This is a genomic window from Stutzerimonas kunmingensis (assembly GCF_002929225.1).
In the GTDB taxonomy this organism is placed as follows: Bacteria; Pseudomonadota; Gammaproteobacteria; order Pseudomonadales; family Pseudomonadaceae; genus Stutzerimonas.
Genome location: NZ_PISM01000004.1, coordinates 479,429 through 500,784, shown reverse-complemented (window position 1 = coordinate 500,784; position 21,356 = coordinate 479,429). Strand labels below are relative to the sequence as shown.

The window sequence follows — 21,356 nt, the reverse complement described above, 5'->3', positions numbered from 1 at the left end:
TATCCACACGCGCCAGGGCCCGCACCGCCTCAATGCCCCAGATAAACCTCGATGACCTTGGGATTGCTCTGCACCGCCTCCATGCTGCCCTCGGCCAGCACCTTGCCCTGGTGCAGCACGGTGACCTTGTGGGCGATGCTCTTGACGAACTCCATGTCGTGCTCGATCACCAGCACCGAGCGACCCTGGCTGATGCGTTTGAGCAGCTCGGCGGTCTGTGCCCGCTCGCTGACGCTCATGCCCGCCACCGGCTCATCGAGCATCAGCAACTCCGGGTCCTGCATCAGCAGCATGCCGATCTCCAGCCACTGTTTCTGGCCGTGGGAGAGCAGCCCTGCCTCGCTGTACAACTGCCCGGTCAGGCCGATTTCCGCCGCGATTTCCTCCACCCGGGCGACGACCTCGGCACTGCGCTTGAAGAACAGTGCGCCGAACACCTTGCGCCCGGCCGGATAGGACATTTCCAGGTTCTCGAACACGCTGAGGTTTTCGTAGATCGACGGGTTCTGGAACTTGCGCCCTACCCCGGCGCGAACGATGTCGAACTCCTTCATCTTCGTCAGCTCGCGCCCGTCGAACTGGATCGAGCCGCCGGTGGCGCGGGTCTTCCCGCAGATCAGGTCAAGCACCGTGGTCTTGCCGGCGCCGTTGGGGCCGATCACCACACGTACCTCGTTGCGGTCCAGATAGAGGTTCAGGTCATCGACAGCCTTGAAACCATCGAAGGATACGGTCAGGCCCTCGATGGCCAGCACCGGTTTGGGCATCTGAAATCCACTCATGGCGTGCTCTCCAGTTGCTTGGCGGGAACCGCATCGATCGTCGCGCCGCCCGCCCCCGGCTGCTCTGCCGGCGGCTTGGGCTTCATCAATGGCTGGCGCCGATCCGGCAGCCGCACACGCGCCAGCCAGGGGCGGGCATGGCTCTGCCAGAGGCCTGCCAGACCGTTGGGGAAATACATGACCACGGCGATGAACAGGCCGCCCATGAAGTACAGCCAGAGCTCGGGGAAGCTCTCGGAGAACACCGTCTTGCCGTAGTTGACCAGCAGCGCGCCGTACACCGCACCGAGCAGCGACATGCGCCCGCCCACGGCGGCGAAGATGACCATCTCGATCGACGGCACGATGCCGACGAAGCTCGGCGACATGAAGCCCACCTGCAGGGTGAACATCGCCCCGCCGATGGCCGAAAAGCTCGCCGCCACGCAGAACACGAAGATCTTGAAGCTGGCCACGTCGTAACCGGAGAAGCGCACCCGCTCTTCCTTGTCACGCATGGCCATCAGCAGGCGCCCGAGCTTCGAGGTGAGGATGAAGCGCCCGATCAGGATGCAGCCGATGAGCAGCGCCGCGTTGACGAAGTAGAGGATGGTCTTCGCCTCGTCAGTGCGAATGTCCCAGCCGAGCAGCGTCTTCAGGTCGGTGATGCCGTTCACCCCGCCGGTCAGGCCCTGCTGGCCGATGATCAGGATGGTCAGGATCGCCGCGATGGCCTGGGTGACGATCGAGAAGTACACGTCACCCACCCGGCGCTTGAACATCGCCACACCGATGATCAGCGCGAGGATCGCCGGTACCGCGACCACGGCAAGCAGGGTGAAGCCGAAGCTCTGGAAGGGCTGCCAGAACAACGGCAGCTCGGTGATCTGGTTCCAGTCCATGAAGTCCGGAATACCGGGCGTGGACTGGATCCTGGTGCTTTCCGGGTCGGATGCCTCGAGCTTGAGGAACATTGCCATGCAGTAGCCGCCGAGGCCGAAGAAGATCCCCTGCCCCAGGCTGAGAATGCCGCCGTAGCCCCAGCAGAGCACCAGTCCCACGGCGACGAAGGCGTAGGTCAGGTACTTACCCACCATGTTCAGGCGGAAGCTGTCGAGCAGCAGCGGAAACACCAGCAGGAGCAGCGCCGCGAGGATCAGCAGACCGATCCCGCCCTGCTTTCCGCCGAAGAATTTATCGAGTGTCGAGTTCATGCCTTGGCCCTCACGTCGTTCGCCATCGCCACCAAAAAACTGTTCATCATTTGCGCACCTTGGCCGTGAACAGCCCCTGCGGACGCAGCATGAGGATCAGGATCACTGCCGAAAGGGTCAGCACCTTGGCCATCGAGCCGCTGATGAAGAACTCGGCCATCGATTGCGTCTGGGCGATGGAGAACGCCGAGGCAATGGTGCCGAACAGACTGGCCGCGCCGCCGAAGACCACCACCAGAAAGGTGTCGACGATGTACAGCGAACCGGAGGTCGGGCCGGTCGAGCCGATGGTGGTGAACGCCGCGCCGGCGACCCCGGCCACGCCGCAGCCCAGGGCGAAGGTCATGCGGTCGACCTTCTTGGTGTTGATCCCCACCGAACGCGCCATCACCCGGTTCTGCACCGTGGCGCGCACCTGCAGGCCCCAGCGCGAGCGGTACATGAGGACGAAGATCGCCGTGGTGAGCAGCAGTGTCAGCGCCATCACGAACAGCCCGTTGAGCGGGATGTCGATGGTGTCGGTGGGCATCCAGGACCCCATCAGCCAGTCCGGCAGCGTGGCGCTGACCTCGCGCGCACCGAAGATCGAACGGAACGCCTGCTGCATCACCAGTGACAGGCCCCAGGTAGCCAGCAACGTGTCCAGCGGGCGATGGTAAAGCTTGCTGATCAACGCCCATTCGGCGAGCCAGCCCAGCGTACCGGCAATCACGAATGACAGCACGATGGCGACGAAGAAGTAGTAGGGCTGCAGCTCAGGCAGGTACTTGAGCGTCAGCACCGAAACCAGATAGGTGGTGTACGCACCCACGGTGAGGAACTCGCCATGGGCCATGTTTATCACGCCCATCTGACCAAAGATGATCGCCAGACCCAGAGCCATCAGCAGCAGCACGCAGAACACCGACAAGCCGTTGAAACCCTGCATGGCCGCGATGGCACCAAACTCCGATAGCCATTCCATGATGATGTCTCCTGATGGCAAAAGAGAGCGCCGCGGGCCTGCCGGCACGCGGCGCAGGGAGGGTTACTGGTAGCCTTTCGGGAAGGGGTTCGGCTCGATCAGGTCGGACTCGAAGACCACCTGGAACTGGCCGTCGGCCTGCACCTGGCCGATGCGCGTCTTGCTCCACAGATGCTGGTTCTCGTGCACCTTCACGTAGCCTTCCGGCGCGGTGTTCAGCTCCAGCCCGGCTGAGGCGGCGACCACCTTGTCGACGTCGAAGCTGCCGGCCTTCTCGACCGCGGCCTTCCACAGCCAGGGGCCGAGATAGGCGGCCTGGGTGACGTCACCGATCACCGCGTCGCTGCCGTACTTGGCCTTGAACGCCTTGACGAATTCGACGTTGTTGGGGTTATCGAGGCTCTGGAAGTACTTCATCGAGGCGTAGAAGCCGGCCATGTTCTCGCCGCCGATGCCGAGCAGTTCGTCCTCGGTGACCGAGAGAGTCAGCAGGGTCTGCTTGTCCGCGGTGATGCCGGCAGCCTTGAGCTGCTTGTAGAAGGCGACGTTGGAACCACCGACCACGGCGGCGAAGATCACGTCAGGCTTCTTCAGCTTGATCTTGTTGGTCAGCGAGCCGAACTGGGTGTTGCCCAGCGGGTAGTACTCCTCGCCCACCACCTTGCCGCCGAGCACGTTCTCGATGTGCTTGCGGGCGATCTTCATCGAGGTGCGCGGCCAGATGTAGTCGGAGCCGAGCAGGTAGAAGGTCTTGGCGCCCTTCTCCTTGGCGACCCAGTCGAGGCCGGCGAGGATCTGTTGGGTGGCCTCCTGGCCGGTGTAGACGACGTTCTTCGACTGCTCCAGGCCTTCATAGAAGGTCGGGTAGTAGAGCAGCCCGTTCTCCCGCTCGAAGATCGGCAGCACCGCCTTGCGCGAGGCCGAGGTCCAGCAGCCGAACACCGCGGCGACCTTGTCGCGCTCCAGCAGCTTCTTGGCCTTTTCGGCGAAGGTCGGCCAGTCGGACGCACCGTCTTCCTGCACCACCTTGATCTGCCGGCCAAGGATGCCGCCTGCCGCGTTGATCTGCTCGATGGCCAGTCGCTCGGCCTGGATCGAGCCGGTCTCGGAGATGGCCATGGTGCCCGTCGCCGAATGCAGCTGCCCGACCACCACTTCCGTATCGGTGACCGCCAAGCCGGTGGTGTTGACCTCGGCGCTGGCGCTCGAGGCGAAGATGCTCATTGCCAGCATCGAGAGTGCCGCAGCCCCCTGCGCAAGCCGGCGGGGAAGGCGGCGTGACGAACCCGTCAGTTTTGAATCCATGATGATTGCTCCTGTCTCGGTGGGCCGTGCTTGGCTTGCCGCAACATTGCTGCTGCGGGCCGGCATCGGGTCGGGAGCAAGAATGGGCTCGGCGGTCTGACCGGGGTATACGCAGGATGACGTAAGCGGGTACGTCATCTGACGTATCCGTTGCAGGCGCACTGCTGGTGCATCCTTGCGCCGGTATGGAGCACGCCGGCAGCCGGCAACCCTCGCCCCTGCCGATCACGGCAGCGCTGCGCCGGCATGCGTATCGGTGCTTCGCCGCGGTTCATCAGCAGTGCCGAACGGGGGCACGGAAGTTGCTCAAACCAGGGAAACGACAATCAGCCGGGGCCGCCAGCGTGCAGATCACAGGCACACAGCGCATCGTCAAGATCCGCCGCGACTACAACAGCTGGGTCGCCGACGAGACGCTGGAAGACTACGCCCTGCGTTTCACCCCCAAGTCGTTTCGCAAGTGGTCGGAATTTCGTATCGCCAACACCGCGCTCGGTGCGGTGTCGTTCCTGGCCCTGGAAGCCATCGGCGGCACGCTGGCCCTTTCCTACGGTTTCACCAATACGCTCTGGGCGATCCTCGCGGTGGCGCTGGTGATTTTCCTCACCGGGTTGCCGATCAGTTACTACGCGGCGCGCTACGGCGTGGACATGGACCTGCTGACCCGTGGCGCCGGCTTCGGCTACATCGGCTCGACCATCACCTCGCTGATCTACGCCAGCTTCACCTTCCTGTTCTTCGCCCTCGAAGCGGCGATCATGGCGCTGGCGCTGGAGCTGTATTTCGGCATCCCGCTGGCGCTCGCCTATGTGGTCTGTTCGATCATCATCGTGCCGCTGGTGACCTACGGCATCACCCTGATCAACCGCCTGCAGCTCTGGACGCAACCGGTCTGGCTGATCCTGCTGTTGCTGCCCTACATCTTCGTCATCGCCAAGAACCCCGATGCGCTGAGCGATCTGACCAGTTTCGCCGGCCGCGAAGGCGACGGTGGCTCGTTCAACCTGCTGTCCTTCGGCGCCGCCTGCACGGTGGCGCTGGCACTGATCACACAGATCGGCGAGCAGGTCGACTACCTGCGATTCCTGCCCGAGAAGACCCGGCAGAACCGCGTTCGCTGGTGGCTGGCGATGCTTGCCGCCGGCCCCGGCTGGATCATCCCCGGCGCACTGAAGATGCTCGCTGGCGCCTTTCTCGCCTTTCTCGCGTTGCAGCACGAAATCCCGGTGGACAAGGCGGCCGAGCCGACACAGATGTACCTGGTGGCCTTCAGCTACGTGTTCGCCTCGCCGGAATGGGCTCTGGGCGCCATGGTGCTGTTCGTCATCGTCTCGCAGGTGAAGATCAACGTGACCAACGCCTATGCCGGCTCCCTGGCCTGGTCGAACTTCTTCGCGCGCGTCACCCACAGCCATCCGGGGCGGGTGGTCTGGCTGGTATTCAACGTGTCGATCGCGCTGATGTTGATGGAACTGGGCGTGTTCGAAGCCATCGAGCAGGTGCTCGGGCTGTACGCCAACGTGGCCATCGCCTGGATCGGCGCGCTGGTCGCGGACCTGGTGATCAACAAGCCGCTGGGCCTGTCGCCGCGGCAGATCGAATTCAAGCGCGCACACCTCTACGACATCAACCCGGTGGGTGTCGGCGCCATGCTGATCGCCTCGCTGCTGGCGATTCTCGCCCACAGCGGCGTGCTCGGTGCGTTGGCTCAGGCAGCCTCACCGATGATCGCGCTGGGCACCGCACTGGTCTGCGCACCATTGATCGCCTGGCTTACCGGCGGGCGCTTCTATATAGCCCGCGAACGTCAGCCAGAGCTGCTCTACCCCTATACCGAGCGCGGCAAAGTCGCCTGCGTGCTGTGCAGCAACGCCTTCGAAGAGCCGGACACCGCCTTCTGCCCCGCCTACGGTGCGCCGATCTGCTCGCTGTGCTGCTCGCTCGATGCCCGCTGTGGCGACCTGTGCAAGCCGCACGCGCGGCTCTCGGCGCAGTGGGACAACTTCCTCCGCTGGGCCTTCCCGCAGGTGTCCATCCCGCGCCTGCACACCCGCCTGGCGCACTACCTCGGTGTGCTCGGTCTGATCATCGGCCTGCTTTCGCTGGCGCTCTGGCTGATCTACAGCCAGGTTTCGCCGAGCGTCGCAGCCAGCCCGCAGGAGGCGGGAGAAACCCTTTATCAGGCGTTTCTCAAGGCATTCCTGGTGCTCTCGCTGTTCGCCGGGATTCTCGCCTGGTGGGTGGTGCTGACCCGCGAAAGCCGCCACGTCGCCCAGCAGGAATCGGATCGCCAGACCCACCTGCTGATGCAGGAAATCGAAGCCCACCGCAAGACCGACGAACAGCTGCAGAAGGCCAAGGAGGCGTCCGAGGCGGCCAATGCCGCCAAGAGCCGCTATGTGACCGGCCTTTCCCACGAGCTACGCACCCCGCTGAACAGCATCCTTGGCTACGCGCAGATCCTGTTGCGCGATGGCGAGCTGCCGACGCGACACAAGGAAGCGCTGGGCACCATCCATCGCAGCGGCGCTCATCTGCTCTCGCTGATCGACGGGCTGCTCGACGTGGCCAGGATCGAGGCCGGAAAGCTTAATCTGGAGCCATCCGAGATCGCCTTTCCCGAGTTTCTCCTGCAGGTACGCCAGATGATCGCGCCACAGGCCGAGGAAAAGGGCCTGCGCTTCCACTTCGAAACCCAGGGCCGCATCCCGGCCGTTGTGCGCGGCGACGAGAAGCGCGTGCGGCAGATTCTCATCAACCTGCTCGGCAATGCGGTGCGCTACACCGACGCAGGCAGCATCACCCTGCGCGCGAGCTACCTGCGCGAAACCGCGACCTTCGAGATCGCCGACACCGGTATCGGCATCGCCCCCGAACAGGTGGAGCGTCTGTTCCAGCCGTTCGAGCGCGGTAATCCGTTGCGTCAGGACAGCGGTCTGGGCCTCGGCCTGACCATCACCCGCATGCTCACCGCGTTGATGGGCGGCGAGCTGTCGATGAAGAGCGAGCAAGGTCGCGGCAGCGTTTTTCAGCTGCGCCTGTTCCTCTCCGAAGTGCGCGTGCCGCAGGCGGTGGTCCATGTCGAACACGACATCATCGGCTACCACGGCCCGCGCCGCCGCGTGCTGGTGGTCGACGACCACATCGAACACCGCAAGGTGCTGGCCGGCATGCTCGAACCACTGGGCTTCGAGATACTCATGGCCAGCAACGGCCAGGAAGCGCTCAGCCAGGTCTCGCTGCACAACCCCGACCTGATCCTGATGGACCTTTCCATGCCGCAGCTCGACGGCTGGCAGACCGCCAGGCTGATTCGCCGCTCGGTGGGTTCGAAGGCGCCGATCATCGTCATTTCCGCCAATGCCTTCGTCGACGGCGCGAGCGTCGCTGCCGATTGCAGTGACTACCTGCCCAAGCCGGTGCATGCCCCGGTGCTGCTGGACAATATTCGCCAGCAGCTGGGGCTGGACTGGCTCAGACGCGATGCGGCGGCCACCACTTCGACCGCCGCAGGCCTGCCGCTAAATGCCCTGCATGCGCTGCAGCAACAGGCCTCGCTCGGGTATGTGCGCGGCGTACTCGAACTGCTCGACCAGCTCGAGCGCGACCTGCCGGCCGCCGCCGCGCAACTCCAGGAACTGCGCCAGCTGGCCAGGCGCTTCCAGCTGAACGAACTGGGCCAGCGCCTGGACCAGGCCATGAACAACGAGATTCAGACGCCCATGGAGAACACCCATGCATCCAGCTGATCATCCGCAGAACCAGGGCATCGTGATGATCGTCGATGACGTGCCCGACAACCTCGCCCTGCTCTCCGGCGCACTCGACCAGGCCGGCTACATGGTGCTGGTGGCGCTGGACGGCCTCAGCGCGCTGGAGCGAATGCAGCGGCTGAAGCCGGACATCGTGCTGCTCGACGCCATGATGCCCGGGCTCAACGGTTTCGATACCTGCCGCCGAATCAAGGCGCAGGTCGAACTGGAGGACGTGCCGGTGCTGTTCATGACAGCCCTGACCGAAAGCGAGCATGTGCTCGCCGGCTTCGAGGCCGGCGGCATCGACTACGTGACCAAGCCAATCCACCCGGAACAGGTGTTGGCCCGCGTCGCCGCACATCTGCGCACCGCGCGCACGCTGCAGAGCGCTCGCCAGGCCCAGGCACCGGCCGACGAGAAGCAGATCCAGGCCACCCTGACCGAGCGCTTCCAGCTGACCGGGCGCGAGGTCGAGGTGCTGCACTGGGTGTCCTGCGGCAAGACCAACCGCGATATCGGCGACATCCTCGGGCTCAGCCCGCGCACGGTGAACAAGCATCTGGAGCACGTCTACGTAAAGCTCGGTGTGGAGACCCGGACCGCAGCCGCGGCCATCGCCATGTCCGCCGGCGCTCGCTGACCGCACGACAAGCGCAGCCATCGCACTGGGAACGTTTTCAATGTGCGTCCTGTCACATAAAGGCAGATTGGCATCAGCCCATTCCGGGTTGATTCGCTCGACGAGCGTGGGCCATTACCCGCAGAGGACGACAGGATGTTTTCCAGCTATCTCTATGAAGCCGCACTCATCTATGGCCTGGTCTTCACTTCGGTGGGGTTCGTGCTGGGCATGTTCTACAACAACCGCAAGGTCTTCCAACTGGAAGACAAGGTGCAGCGGCTAAAGCGCACCGTGCGGCACCTGCAGCGCAGGGTCGAACCGCCTGCCGCCGCTTCGAGAAGCGTTCAGCGCGCGCGCAGCAGCGCAGGGTTGAGCAGCGTCCGCTGAGCGGACCGGCACCTTTACACGGTCGCCCGAACACGCCAGTAACTCGTTCGCGCTCAAATGTTCCGGGCCTTGAAAAATGCCGGGAACTTTCCCGACCGACGGAAATGGGCTGCAGGCCACGCCCGCCGCGGGCTTTTTGACCTGCGACAATAAAGCGCTCGGCGGTGCAACAAACACTGAAACTTTTTTTTACACCTTCACGTCCGAGCCATAGGAGCTCAGGGGAAGCCGGCCAAGGTGGCCGAAACCCGAGCGAGCACCCACTGATGGACCGAGGATGTCGCAAAGCCGACCAGGATGGATTGTCGGTGGCGTGGCGCTAGGACTTTATGGATGACTCGCCCCGCCTTGCCGGCGGCCTGGGCAGCGATGCACGTACGCTGAGCAGGGATAGGGAAAGATGCTTTTCAATTCAGTGGAATTCATCGCCGGCTTTCTACCGGTGGTGTTGATTGGATTCTTCGTGCTGACTGGATCGGGCCGACAGCGGCTCGCGGTGATCTGGCTGACCGTCGTCTCGTTGGTGTTCTACGGCTGGTGGAACCCGGTCTACGTACCGCTGCTGTTCGGCAGCATGCTGGTCAACTATCTGCTCGGTGGCTACCTGCGCCGGCACCCCTCACGTCTGGTGCTCGGGCTGGCGGTCGCGGCCAACGTGCTGCTGCTGGTCTACTACAAGTACACCGGTTTCCTGCTAGGCACGCTGGATGCGGCGCTGGATCTCGGTTGGCGGGTGGAAGACATCATCCTGCCGCTGGCGATCTCCTTCTTCACCTTCCAGCAGATCGCCTATCTGGTCGATGCCCATGATGGCGTGGTGGAAGAGCACGATTTCGCCAACTACTGCCTGTTCATCAGCTTCTTTCCGCAACTGATCGCCGGGCCGATCACCCACCACGGCGAGATGCTTGCGCAGTTCAACGACCGCGACAGCTTCCGCGCGCGCATCGACAACCTGTCGCTGGGCGCCACGGTGTTTCTGCTCGGCCTGTTCAAGAAGGTGGTGATCGCCGACACCCTCGCGCTAAAGGCCACGCCGGTCTTCAGCCTGGCTGCCGACGGCACCATCCCGGCGTTCTACGATGCCTGGACCGGAGCGCTGACCTACACGCTGCAGATCTACTTCGACTTTTCCGGCTACAGCGACATGGCCATCGGCCTCGCGCTGCTGTTCGGCATCAGCCTGCCGGCCAACTTCAACAGCCCGTTCAAGGCGCGCAACGTCATCGACTACTGGTCGCGCTGGCACATGACGCTGACGCGTTTTCTCACCGCCTACATCTACAACCCCATCGTGCTGCGCGTGACCCGCGCGCGCATGGCGGCCGGCAAGCCGCAGCCACGACGTGGCAAGATGACCGCCGGCACCTTCTTTGCGCTGGTCGCCTACCCCACCGTGTTCACCATGTTCATTTCCGGCATCTGGCATGGCGCCGGCTGGCACTTCGTTGCCTTCGGCCTGCTGCACGGCTTCTATCTGGTGGTCGCCCACGGCTGGCGTGCCTGGAAGGCACGTCAGGGCTGGAAGCTGGACAGCGACATCTGGTGGCACAAGGCGGCGGCCGTCGCGCTGACTTTCGGCTGCGTTGTGGTGGCGATGGTGTTCTTTCGCGCCAGCGACGTGCCGACCGCCATGGCGATCTTCGCCGGCATGCTCGGCCTGAGCCCGACCAGTACGGCGATGGATCGCTCCGACTTCGTCTATATCGCCGCGCTGCTGGTGTTTGTCTGGGGCATGCCGAACGTGCAGCAGTGGATGGGCCACTTCCGAACCGCACTCAACTTCCAGGCTCAGCCGCACTGGACCGAACGGCTGCTGCCGGTCAGCGCCTGGCGGCCGACGGCGATCCACGGCATGGCGGTAGGCGTGCTCGGTTTCTTCGCCCTGGCGATCGCCTTTTCCATGGCGCCGACCGAATTCCTCTACTTCCAATTCTGACCACGACAAGGAGTCCCAGGCATGCAACAACTTCACTGGCTGCCGGCGCACCCGGATCTCTCCGCCGCGATCAGCCAAGCCAAACGTATCGATGATCCGTTGCAGCGCCTGCACCAAGCCGCGCGGCTGGCCACCTTTCAACGGGATTTCACCCTGACCGCCCGACTGGACAAGCTGGCCGCCACGGGCATCGAGCAGCATGCAGCGGCAGCACGACTGACGCCGCTGCGGGTGGCATTGCTGTCCTCGCATACGGTCGATCACCTGCTGCCGGCTATCCGCGTGGCCGGGCTGCAACGGCGGCTGGCGCTGTCGCTGCACGTTGCGCCCTACGGCATGTACCGCCAGGCGCTGCTGGCTGATGACCCGGAGCTGAACGCCTTTGCCCCGCAGCTGGTGCTGCTGGCGCTGGACGCCCATGACGCGCCGCTGCAACTGCCCTTGCAGGCAGGCCAGGCGGAGGTGGATGCCGCCGTGGCGGAACGCGTCGATGAGCTGCGCCTGCTCTGGCGCCGGGCCCGCGAACGCTATGCCGCGCAGGTGGTGCAGCAAACCCTGGTGCCGGTCGCACCGCCCTTGTTCGGCTCTTACGAAGCACTGGTGCCGGCATCGCCACGGGCAGTCATCGAACGCTTGGACGCGGCCATCCGCGCCGCCGCCCGCGAGGATGGCGTGCTGCTGCTCGATCTGGCCTGGCACGCAGCTGCGTATGGCGACGGCCTGGCCGAGCCGGTGCGCTGGCATCAGGCCAAGCAGCTGGTCAGCCCGACGCTGGCACCGCTTTATGGCGAACATCTGGCGCGGATCGCGGCGGCCACTGCCGGGCTTTCGCGCAAATGCCTGGTACTCGATCTGGACAACACCTTATGGGGCGGTGTGATCGGTGATGACGGCATCGACGGTATCCAGCTCGGCCAGGGCAGCCCCAGCGGCGAGGCGTTTCTCGCCTTCCAGCGTTATGCCGCGCAACTGGCGCGCCGCGGGGTGATTCTTGCGGTGTGCAGCAAGAACGACCTGCACGTTGCCGAGGCGGCATTCGCACATCCGGAAATGGCGCTCAAGCGCAGCGATATCGCAGCTTTCGTCGCCAACTGGGAAGACAAGGCCGGCAACCTGCGGCGCATCGCGAGCATGCTCGATATCGGTCTGGACAGCCTGGTGTTCGTCGACGACAACCCCGCCGAGCGCGACATCGTGCGCCGCGAGCTGCCGGAAGTCGCCGTACCGGAACTGCCCGACGATGTCGCCGATTACCCCGCGCGCATCGCCGCGGCGGGTTACTTCGAGGCCGTGTCCTTTACCTCTGATGACGCCGAGCGTGGTCGCAGCTATGCGCTGAATGCCGAACGCAAGGCCGCGCTGAACCAGGCCACGGACATGGAAGGCTACCTGCGCGGGCTGCAGATGGTGCTGCGCGTCAGCCGCATCGGCGCCACCGAACTGGCCCGCTCCACCCAGCTGATCAACAAGACCAACCAGTTCAATCTCACCACCCGCCGCTATACCGAAGCCGAAGTCGAGCGCATGGCCAGCGATCCACAAACCATCGCGTTGGCCCTGCGGCTGGAGGACAAGTTCGGCGATAACGGCCTGATCAGCGTGGTGCTGGCACGACCGGATGCCGCCATCGAGGCTGACGAACTGCTGATCGACAGCTGGCTGATGAGCTGCCGCGTACTGGGGCGTGAAGTCGAGATGGCCGTACTGGAGGTGCTGGCCGATGCGGCAGCAGCTGCCGGCTGGGGTGCACTGGTTGGCGAATACCTCCCCACCGAACGCAACGGCATGGTCGCCGAGCACTATCCGCGGCTGGGCTTCGAGCAGCGCCCCGCCCCTGCCAACGCCGCTACCGATGCAAGTTTCTGGCGCTACGAGCTGGCCTCGCGCGCTTCCATCAACCATCACATCCAGGTGCAAGCATGAACGAAAAGGAAATTCTCCAGGCGCTGACCCAGGTCTTCCACGACGTGTTCGACGATGACGATATCGTCCTCACCTCCGAAACCACCGCCGACGACATCGATGGCTGGGACAGCCAGACCCATGTGTTGCTGATCGTGGCCGCCGAGCAACGCTTCGGCATCAAGTTCCGCACCGCCGAACTGGAATCGCTGAAGAACGTTGGCCACTTCGCGCAACTGATCCAGACCAAACTCGGAGGGCGTTGAGTCATGGCCAGATCCGTCGATACATGCCCGGACGGCGTTGCCGCCCGGGCCGAAGCAGACCAGCGGCGGATACGTGCCGGCTACCTGCTGGGCATGTTCGCCGGGCTGTTCGGGATGCTCGGCGGCTTTGCCGCCCTGCTCGCCTGGCTCAATCACACCGACAACCTGCCGCCACCGGCCTTCTCCAACAGCCTGTGTGTGGACGAAAAGCTGCACTTTCTGCGGCACAACCCCATCGCCGATCCGAACCTGCTGATCGTCGGTTCCTCGGTCGCCTGGCGCCATGTCGATGGTGACGTGCTGATCGAGCAGACGCCCGGCTTGCGTCCGCTCAACGGTGCGTTCTGCGGCCTGCACGCCAACCAGTCGACCTATGTCGCCAACTGGCTGCTGGATCGTGAACCGAGCGTCCGCCAAGTGGTGATGATCGTCGATCCGCTGGACTTCGCCGGCTGCTGGAAAGTGCCGGATGCGGTGTTCGACCGCGAGGATGCCGATCACTACGTTTATCAGCAGGCCTCACGCTGGGGTTACTACATGCGTTACTTCTCGCCGCGTTCGCTGTTGCGCAATGCGCAGACGGTCAAGGCGCAGCGGGCCAACGAGATCGAATGGGACCCGTTGGTGTTCACCCGCCACGGCGACGGGCCGCTCGAGCCGCAGGGTGATCGCGGCCTGTTCTACGACAAACCGGACGCGCTGGATGACAGCTGCTTTGTCGCCCTGGGCGAACTGTCGAAACGCCTGAAGAACGAGCAACGCCAGCTGCTGGTGGTTTCCACGCCCCTGCACCCGCAGTGGAAAGCCAAGGTCGATGCCGATGGCAGCTTTCTCGGCCGCTTCGACGCCAAGCTGAACGCCGCCATCGCCGGGAATGCCGGAGCGCAGTACTGGAACGCCGATCGCGAATGGGTTGCCCCACCGGCCGCCTTCGTCGATGCGATCCACCTGCGCTGGTCGGCCGTGCAGGGCTTTTCCGTGGCGCTGGCCGAGCAGCTACAGGAAGCCAGGCAGGAGATGGTCAGCAAGGCGGGACTGGCCAGAAACGGCGGGTACGACGCGCCCTGATCGACAAGCGAACCGCTGGAAGCGGTGATGGTCCGAGAAAGAACATACAAACAAGAACGTAAGCCAGGAGTTGAATCATGCATTCTCGTTCTTTGCCGTGCTTGTGCCTGCTCGCCGCATCCATCACCGCCCCCGCCGTCAGCCATGCGGACATCCTCGCCATCAAGGCGGAGAACGACATCATCGCCTCGGGCAGCGATGGTCACTACACCAACGGCCTGGAAGTCATCTGGGGTTTCGAACCGGACGACCAGAGCTGGACGCGGCGCTTCGCCGATCTGCTGCCCGGCTGGTCGGGAGCGGCAATCGACAACGTCGCCTATCGCTTCGGCCATCAGATCTACACGCCGGAGGAAATCGAAACTCGAGCACTGATCGAAGACGACCGCCCCTACGCCGGTCTGCTGTTCGCCGGCATGTCGATGTTTTCCGACACCCAGTACGACGGCTGGCGCGCCGCGCAAGGGTTGCACCTGGATGTCGGCATCGTTGGCCCGGCCGCGGGCGGCAAGCGTTTGCAGCGTGCCGTGCACAAGGCAACCGACAGCGACGAGCCCAACGGCTGGGATAACCAGCTGGAGAACGAACCCTTCGTCAATCTGGGCTATCAGCATCGCTGGTGGCTGCAGGAGCGCTTCGCCGGGCTGGAGCTGGAATACGGCCCGAGTCTCGGTTTCGCCCTCGGCAACCTATACAGCTACGGCTCGGCCGGGCTAGGTCTGCGCCTGGGTCAGAACCTACAGCGCAGCTTCAGCATCCCCGCGGTGACGCCGGCGCAAAGCGGCAGCCAGTTCTTCCGCCCCGGCGGCGACTTCGCCTGGTACGGCTTCGCCAATCTCGAAGGCCGCTATATGGCGCACAACATGCTGCTGGACGGCAACACCTTCGAGGACAGCCATTCGGTGGACCGCCGCGAGTGGGTGGGCGACGCCAAGCTCGGTGTGGCGCTGACCTGGAGCCGCTGGCAGCTGGCGTTCGCCAGCGTCTGGCGCACCCGCGAATTCCAGGGCCAGCAGGAACACGACCAGTTCGGCTCGATCACCCTCTCCACCGCGCTCTGACCCACTGACGGCGGGCATCGGCGCCCGCCGGTTCAGTTACGCGAGATGCCGTGTTTGCGCAGCTTGCGATAGAGCGTATTGCGACTGATCCCCAGCTGTTCCGCCACCCGACTGACCTGCCAGTGCCGTTCGCGTAGCACCGTGAGCAGGGCCTCGCGCTCGGCCGACTGCAACGGGTCACGAGGTGGCTCGACCTCGCCCATTTCGGCCGGCAGCACGGCAAGCACGTCGTCCAGCCCAATGCGCCCCTGCTCGCTCAGTGCGACCAACGTGCGCAGCAGATTGCGCAGCTGCCGCACGTTGCCCGGCCAGCTGTAGCGCAGCAAGGCTTGCCGCGCGGCCGGCTCGAGACAGATCGATTCGCCTTGCGCTTCTTCCGCCAGCAGGTGATCGAGCAGCGCAGCCTTGCCGCTGCGCTCGCGCAACGGTGGCAACGCAATCATCAGCCCGCCAAGGCGGTAATACAGGTCTTCACGGAACGCGCCGCCGGCCACTAGCGCGCGCAGGTCGTGATGACTGGCGCTGATCAGGCGGATATTCAGTTCGGTCGGCGCTGCAGCCCCCAGCGCGGTGACCTTGCGTTCCTCCAGCACCCGCAACAAGCGCGTCTGCAGCGCCAGCGGCATGTCACCAATCTCGTCGAGAAAGAGAATCCCGCCGTTGGCCTGCTCCAGCTTGCCGACCATGCCCTCGCGCCGCGCGCCGGTGAAACTGCCGCCGCGATAGCCGAACAGTTCGCTTTCGATCAGCGTCTCGGGAATCGCCGCGCAATTGAGTGCCACGAACGGCCGACCGGCGCGGCTGCTGGCGCGATGCAGTGCGCTGGCGAATGCTTCCTTGCCGGTGCCGGTCTCACCTTGCAGCAACACCGGCACGTCCCGCTCGAGCACCTTCAGCGCACGGCTGAAACCGGTGCACATTGCCGGATCGAGCAGACACAGGCTCGGCACATCAGCCGGCTCCTGGCGCGGCGCAGCAACCACGCGCAGCTGCGGCCCGCGCAGCTGGCAGAACAGCCGCTGACCGTCATGGGTATGCAAGGGCCAGCAAGCCCCCGGCTGCGGTCGCGCACGCTCCAGCAACTGATCCAGACGCACATCGAGCACAGTTTCCAAGGGCCGGCCTAATAGCGCCTCGCGGCTACTGGCGAGCAGGTTGAGCGCGGTTTCGTTGATCGCGGTGATCCGTCCCTCGCCGTCGAACGCCAGCAGGCCTTCGCTGAGCAGGCCGATGTATTCGGGCTGGGCATGGAAGCGCAGCAGGTAGTTGCCCTCGCAGTGCTGCAGGAAGAAACAGCTTTCGATGAGCTTGGCCGACAGGTTGGTCAGCGCCATGGTGTGAAAACGCCGCTGGCGCGACAGGTCTTCGCGCGCCGACGACACATTGAGTACGGCAAGCAAACCGCCTTCGGCATCGAACACCGGGCTCGCCGAACAGGTCAGTGCTGCGTGCCGACCACGGAAGTGCTCGTCACGCCGAATGGTCAGCGCCTGGCGCTCCAGCAGGCACAGACCGACGCCATTGGTGCCCTCGGTCGCCTCGTTCCATACGGCACCGAGCCAGAGCCCGGCGCGCTGAAATTCCGCCCGTTCGGCCTGATCCGCCACGCTGTCGATCACCACGCCGCTGGCGTCGGTCAGCAACACTGCGTGGCCGCTGCTGCCCAGCTGCTGGTGCAGGCTGTTCATCTGCCAGTGGGCAACGGCGATAACCCGGTCCAGCCGCTCGCGATGTTCATTGAGCCGCGGCCGCTCGATCACGCAGGGCGCGCGCGGGCTGGTGGGGTCGAGCTGATGCTGTTCCAGGCAGCGGCGCCAGGAACGCGCGATGGCGGGATCGGCAGCCGGGCCCTGGCTGGCTGCGGTGCCTTCACCGAAGCTGAGGACCTGATGCGCATGCTGACTCAGGCGAGAGGTCATTCTTGTTGTTCTCCGCGATGTTTCGAGGCGGCTTCGCGCCCAGCATAGGCCAAACGCCGGGCCGCCGCATGCTGTGCCATTGCTGGTACAGAGTGTCACCCCGGCCGTGCCAGTGATGACACGGCGCCGCCTCGACCGGCCAGTCCAGATACGACTCCAGGCTAGATACGACGCGGCGCGCCGCTTGCTGGCCCGCCGCTTGCTCTGCTGCAAGCACGGTATCCCCGTGAATAACAACAATGACCAGGAGAACCACCATGCGTCCCAGCAACGACGTTCCCTTCGATCTGAAAACCGATAACGGCAGCGACCTCGGCGGTGACCGCCAGACCACCGACACCCGCTCACCCACCGAACAACTGGCCGCCTGGGTCGAACGCCTCGGCCAGCGCCTGGCGCAACGCGACGTCGATGGCACGCTTGAGCTATTCGCCGACGACTGCCACTGGCGTGACCTGGTGCTGTTCAGCTGGAACCTGATCACCCTCGAAGGCAAGGCCGACATTCGCGACATGCTGGAAAGCCGCCTGGAAGCCACCCGGCCGGACAACTGGAAGCTCGAAGGCGAAGCAAGCCTGACCGACGGCGTGCTCGAAGGCTGGATCAGCCTGGAAACCGACGTCGCCCGCGGCAAGGGTTATGTGCGTCTGAAGGACGGCCTGTGCTGGACGCTGCTGACCACCATGCGCGAGCTGAAGGGGCACGAGGAACCGCTCGGACGCCGCCGGCCACTGGGCGCCGAACACGGCCACGGCCTGGCCGACAAGCGCAACTGGCTGGAAAAGCGCCGCGACGAGGAAGCCGCGCTGGGCATCACGGAACAGCCCTATTGCCTGGTCATCGGCGGCGGCCAGGGCGGCCTCGGCCTCGGCGCACGGCTCAAGCGCCTCGGCGTGCCGACGCTGATCGTCGACAAGGCCGAGCGCCCCGGCGACCAGTGGCGCGGCCGCTACAAGTCGCTGTGCCTGCACGACCCGGTCTGGTACGACCACATGCCCTACCTGCCCTTCCCCGACCATTGGCCAATCTTCACACCCAAAGACCAGATCGGCGACTGGCTGGAGATGTACGCCAAGGTCATGGAGCTGAATTACTGGGCGAAAACCGAATGCGTGAAGGCCAGCTTCGACGAAGCCGAGGGCCGCTGGACGGTCGAGGTCCTGCGCGACGGCAAGCCGATGACGCTCAAGCCCGCGCAGCTGATCCTCGCCACCGGCATGTCCGGTGTGCCCAACGTGCCGGTCTATCCGGGTGCGGAAACCTTTGCCGGCCAGCAGCACCATTCCAGCCAGCATCCCGGCGGCGACGCCTGGCGCGGCAAGCGCGCGGTGGTCATCGGTGCCAACAATTCGGCTCATGACATCTGTGCAGACCTGGTGGAAAACGGCGCGGACGTCACCATGGTGCAGCGCTCCAGCACCCATATCGTGCGTTCCGACACCCTGATGGAAGTGGTGTTCGGCCCGCTCTATTCCGAGGATGCCGTCGAGGCCGGGCTGACCACGGACAAGGCCGACATGCTGTTCGCCTCGATCCCCTACAAGGTGCTGCCGCAGTTCCATCGCCAGGCCTTCGAGCAGGTCAAGGAGCGCGACAAGGCCTTCTACGATCGCCTGGCCGCGGCGGGCTTCATGCTCGACTTCGGCGATGACGAATCCGGTCTGTTCCTCAAGTACGTGCGCCGCGGGTCGGGGTACTACATCGACGTCGGCGCCTGCGAGCTGATCGCCGACGGCACCATCAAGCTGAAAAGCGGCCCCGGCCTCGGCGTCGATCACATCGAGCCGGATGCCGTGGTACTCAACGATGGCAGCCGCCTGCCGGCCGACCTGATCGTCTACGCCACCGGCTACGGCTCCATGAACGGTTGGGCGGCGCGGCTGATCTCCCAGGACGTCGCGGACAAGGTCGGCCGCTGCTGGGGCCTCGGTTCCGGCACCACCAAGGACCCGGGCCCGTACGAAGGCGAGCTGCGCAACATGTGGAAGCCCACCCAGCAGCAAAACCTCTGGTTCCACGGCGGTAACCTGCACCAGTCACGGCACTACTCGCTTTACCTGGCACTGCAACTGAAAGCGCGTTTCGAGGGGCTGGATACCTCGGTCTACAAGCTTGCGCCGAGCTATCACCAGGGCTGAAGCCACATCGGCCAGCTCGAATGAAACAGGCCCGCATCAGCGGGCCTGTTTCGTAGTCAGCTCACCACCGCCCAGAGCAACAACCATCATGTTCAGCACAGGCAGAGCCAGGCAAGGCAGCGCCAGTTATCGGCTCCGCCAAGCTGCGCTGGCCGCCACAGCACATGGGGCCCGAGCTGCCGCCCAGATCAGGAAGAACACCCGCACCTCTCATTTGCCACACTGCGATAGTTGTACCAGCAGCAGGCGATTGACCCAGAGCAGGCCGCCAGCTCTATATGTATGAGAAGCCACTCGTCAGCCGCGCGCTGCCTGTATCATTCCCAGCCCTTTGGCTTCCGCTTGCCTGAAGCCCGACAGCAACCTCCATTGGCGCACGCCAAGCACGCATTCGGAGAATCGCGCTTCATGTCCCGGCTGGATCTACAGAAACTCACGCTGCTGCTGGCACTCGTCGCCGGCCTGCTGACCTTCGGTAACAGCTTCTTCGCCGGCTACAGCTCACAGCGCGATCAGTTGTTCGAGCAGACTCTGGAGGCAAACCGGGCCTATGCGCGCAAGCTCGCCGACACCACCGATCAGTTCTTTCTCAATAGTCGTCGCGAGCTCGCCTACGCGGCAGAGGTGCTGTCGACACGCTTCGCCGACCCAAGCGCGCGGGACAACGAGACCGAACGGCTCAAGCTCAAGAGCGAGCAGTTCAGCCGGGCCGTGATCGTCAGCGCCGCCGGGGAGATCGTTTCCGCCTCGCCTGAAAGTACTGACCTGGTTGGCCTAAAGGTGAACAGCATAGGGGCAACCCGCGCGCTGAAAGAGCGCATACCGCAGACCAGCGATCCCTACATCGCCACGGACGGCACTTACCTGATCGCGGTCACCCACCCCATCTTCGCCCCCGATGGCCGCTACCTCGGCTTCATCAGTGCGTCGCTGTTCCTGCGCGAGCGCAACGCACTGCACGGCCTGCTGGGCGTGCATTACTACCGCGACGGCTCCTACCTGTACGTGGTCGACACACAGGGCCGGCTGATCTTCCACGAAGACGGTAAGCGGGTCGGCCAGAACGTATCGAGCAATGCCGTGGTCCGGCAGGTGCTGTCGGGCCAGGAGGGCAGCCAGCGCGTCATCAATACGCTCGGCGTGGACATGCTCGCCGGCTTCGCGCCCATGCAGAGCACCGGCTGGGGCATCATCGCCCAGCGTCCGACCGCAGCCATCACCGCGAAGCTCAAACAACTGGCGCGGACCACGCTGCTCAACGCGGTACCGTTCACGCTTATCTCGCTCGCGGTGTTCTGGTGGCTGTCCATACTCATCTCCCGGCCCATTCGCGCCCTGGCCGATACCGCCGAACACTGGGGCGCACCGGAGGCAGCCAGTCGTATTTCGATGGTCAACTCCTGGTATTTCGAGGTCTCGCGATTGAAGGTCGCGATGCTCGCAGGCGTCTCCCTGCTGCAGCAGAAGATGGGCGCACTGGAAGCGGCGTCCATGACCGACCCGCTGACCGGCCTGCGTAACCGCCGCGGCCTCGAGCTGGCCCTCAAACAGTTCGACCTGCTCGACCAGCGCTACGCGGCAGTGACGCTGGATATCGATCACTTCAAACAGGTCAACGACCAGCACGGCCATGACGTGGGCGACGCGGTGCTGCGCTTTCTCGCCGAAATCATGAAGGAATGCTCGCGCCCCACTGACGTGCTGTGCCGCATGGGTGGCGAAGAATTCCTCATGCTGCTGCCCGAGACGGACGCCAGCGGTGCGGGTATCGCCGCCGAGCGCCTGCTTGCCCGCCTGCGGCAAACCGCAAGCCCGACCGGCGCACCGGTAACAGCCTCCATCGGCATCGCCTGCAGTGACCGCTATGCGTCCTCCGACGCGACTTTCAAGGCCGCGGACGAGGCGCTGTACCAGGCGAAGAGAGCCGGCCGTGACCGCGTCGTCCTGGCCTCCGCCTGAGCGCCGAGCAGTCGCCGGAGGTGATGCCGTGCCGCTTGGCAGCCCAGCTCATCCGCGCAGCGCGAAGCACTGAGTGCCTGCCGCCGCTCACTCGAT

General features: G+C 64.6%; 15 protein-coding genes. 10 read left to right on the top strand and 5 right to left on the bottom strand.

Annotation, left to right across the window (positions count from 1 at the left end; translation table 11 throughout):
* Positions 1-29: 29 nt before the first annotated feature.
* The 4 genes from urtD to urtA all read right to left on the bottom strand — a co-directional run bounded on the left by urtD (position 30) and on the right by urtA (position 4,172).
* Positions 30-782 (bottom strand): urea ABC transporter ATP-binding protein UrtD, encoded by a 753-nt coding sequence (gene urtD, locus CW305_RS03430; RefSeq protein ID WP_102825234.1) that lies wholly within the window; start codon positions 780-782, stop codon positions 30-32.
* Positions 779-1,975, bottom strand: a complete 1,197-nt coding sequence (gene urtC, locus CW305_RS03425; protein ID WP_104097104.1) for an urea ABC transporter permease subunit UrtC — start codon at positions 1,973-1,975, stop codon at positions 779-781. The genes urtD and urtC overlap by 4 nt, the downstream gene beginning before the upstream one ends.
* A gap of 46 nt (positions 1,976-2,021) precedes the next feature.
* Positions 2,022-2,939 (bottom strand): urea ABC transporter permease subunit UrtB, encoded by a 918-nt coding sequence (urtB, locus tag CW305_RS03420; RefSeq protein WP_041013524.1) that lies wholly within the window; start codon positions 2,937-2,939, stop codon positions 2,022-2,024.
* 63 nt (positions 2,940-3,002) lie between these two features.
* Entirely contained in the window at positions 3,003-4,172 is a 1,170-nt protein-coding gene (urtA, locus tag CW305_RS03415) for an urea ABC transporter substrate-binding protein (RefSeq protein ID WP_312723655.1), read from the bottom strand.
* Between the two features lie 416 nt (positions 4,173-4,588).
* Between urtA and CW305_RS03410 the strand changes: the two genes are divergently transcribed.
* The 8 genes from CW305_RS03410 to CW305_RS03375 all read left to right on the top strand — a co-directional run bounded on the left by CW305_RS03410 (position 4,589) and on the right by CW305_RS03375 (position 15,244).
* Positions 4,589-7,993, top strand: coding sequence for an ATP-binding protein (locus CW305_RS03410; protein WP_104097103.1), 3,405 nt, complete (start codon positions 4,589-4,591; stop codon positions 7,991-7,993).
* Entirely contained in the window at positions 7,980-8,639 is a 660-nt protein-coding gene (locus tag CW305_RS03405) for a response regulator (protein ID WP_104097102.1), read from the top strand. The genes CW305_RS03410 and CW305_RS03405 overlap by 14 nt, the downstream gene beginning before the upstream one ends.
* 135 nt (positions 8,640-8,774) lie before the next feature.
* Positions 8,775-9,008 carry a hypothetical protein gene (locus tag CW305_RS03400; RefSeq protein WP_044315359.1) on the top strand — a complete coding sequence of 78 codons (234 nt, stop codon included), beginning with the start codon at positions 8,775-8,777 and terminating at the stop codon, positions 9,006-9,008.
* 400 nt (positions 9,009-9,408) lie between these two features.
* Positions 9,409-10,947 (top strand): MBOAT family O-acyltransferase, encoded by a 1,539-nt coding sequence (locus tag CW305_RS03395; protein WP_041013520.1) that lies wholly within the window; start codon positions 9,409-9,411, stop codon positions 10,945-10,947.
* A 21-nt stretch (positions 10,948-10,968) separates the two neighbouring features.
* Positions 10,969-12,870, top strand: coding sequence for an HAD-IIIC family phosphatase (locus CW305_RS03390; protein WP_104097101.1), 1,902 nt, complete (start codon positions 10,969-10,971; stop codon positions 12,868-12,870).
* Positions 12,867-13,115, top strand: a complete 249-nt coding sequence (locus CW305_RS03385) for an acyl carrier protein (protein ID WP_008567163.1) — start codon at positions 12,867-12,869, stop codon at positions 13,113-13,115. Before CW305_RS03390 ends, CW305_RS03385 begins: the two co-directional genes overlap by 4 nt.
* 3 nt (positions 13,116-13,118) lie before the next feature.
* The gene (locus CW305_RS03380) at positions 13,119-14,183 is read left to right on the top strand and encodes a hypothetical protein (RefSeq protein ID WP_042927408.1); all 1,065 of its coding nucleotides are present in this window, start codon (positions 13,119-13,121) and stop codon (positions 14,181-14,183) included.
* 77 nt (positions 14,184-14,260) lie between these two features.
* Entirely contained in the window at positions 14,261-15,244 is a 984-nt protein-coding gene (locus tag CW305_RS03375; RefSeq protein ID WP_101274235.1) for a lipid A deacylase LpxR family protein, read from the top strand.
* A 32-nt stretch (positions 15,245-15,276) separates the two neighbouring features.
* Here the strand turns inward: CW305_RS03375 and CW305_RS03370 are convergent, their stop codons facing one another.
* Positions 15,277-17,163 (bottom strand): sigma-54-dependent Fis family transcriptional regulator, encoded by a 1,887-nt coding sequence (locus CW305_RS03370; RefSeq protein ID WP_042927411.1) that lies wholly within the window; start codon positions 17,161-17,163, stop codon positions 15,277-15,279.
* A 257-nt stretch (positions 17,164-17,420) separates the two neighbouring features.
* Between CW305_RS03370 and CW305_RS03365 the strand changes: the two genes are divergently transcribed.
* Together CW305_RS03365 and CW305_RS03360 are read left to right on the top strand one after the other, a co-directional pair.
* Positions 17,421-19,301: an NAD(P)/FAD-dependent oxidoreductase gene (locus tag CW305_RS03365; RefSeq protein ID WP_245890964.1), complete on the top strand. Its 1,881-nt coding sequence runs from the start codon at positions 17,421-17,423 to the stop codon at positions 19,299-19,301.
* 408 nt (positions 19,302-19,709) lie between these two features.
* Entirely contained in the window at positions 19,710-21,260 is a 1,551-nt protein-coding gene (locus CW305_RS03360) for a sensor domain-containing diguanylate cyclase (RefSeq protein ID WP_104097414.1), read from the top strand.
* The last annotated feature ends 96 nt before the right edge of the window (positions 21,261-21,356 follow it).

Coding starts and splice junctions, on each gene's coding strand:
- urtD (WP_102825234.1), bottom strand. CDS start 782: ATGAGTGGATTTCAGATGCCCAAACCGGTGCTGGCCATCGAGGGCCTG.
- urtC (WP_104097104.1), bottom strand. CDS start 1,975: ATGAACTCGACACTCGATAAATTCTTCGGCGGAAAGCAGGGCGGGATC.
- urtB (WP_041013524.1), bottom strand. CDS start 2,939: ATGGAATGGCTATCGGAGTTTGGTGCCATCGCGGCCATGCAGGGTTTC.
- urtA (WP_312723655.1), bottom strand. CDS start 4,172: ATGCTGGCAATGAGCATCTTCGCCTCGAGCGCCAGCGCCGAGGTCAAC.
- CW305_RS03405 (WP_104097102.1), top strand. CDS start 7,980: ATGCATCCAGCTGATCATCCGCAGAACCAGGGCATCGTGATGATCGTC.
- CW305_RS03400 (WP_044315359.1), top strand. CDS start 8,775: ATGTTTTCCAGCTATCTCTATGAAGCCGCACTCATCTATGGCCTGGTC.
- CW305_RS03395 (WP_041013520.1), top strand. CDS start 9,409: ATGCTTTTCAATTCAGTGGAATTCATCGCCGGCTTTCTACCGGTGGTG.
- CW305_RS03390 (WP_104097101.1), top strand. CDS start 10,969: ATGCAACAACTTCACTGGCTGCCGGCGCACCCGGATCTCTCCGCCGCG.
- CW305_RS03385 (WP_008567163.1), top strand. CDS start 12,867: ATGAACGAAAAGGAAATTCTCCAGGCGCTGACCCAGGTCTTCCACGAC.
- CW305_RS03380 (WP_042927408.1), top strand. CDS start 13,119: ATGGCCAGATCCGTCGATACATGCCCGGACGGCGTTGCCGCCCGGGCC.
- CW305_RS03375 (WP_101274235.1), top strand. CDS start 14,261: ATGCATTCTCGTTCTTTGCCGTGCTTGTGCCTGCTCGCCGCATCCATC.
- CW305_RS03370 (WP_042927411.1), bottom strand. CDS start 17,163: ATGACCTCTCGCCTGAGTCAGCATGCGCATCAGGTCCTCAGCTTCGGT.
- CW305_RS03365 (WP_245890964.1), top strand. CDS start 17,421: ATGCGTCCCAGCAACGACGTTCCCTTCGATCTGAAAACCGATAACGGC.
- CW305_RS03360 (WP_104097414.1), top strand. CDS start 19,710: ATGTCCCGGCTGGATCTACAGAAACTCACGCTGCTGCTGGCACTCGTC.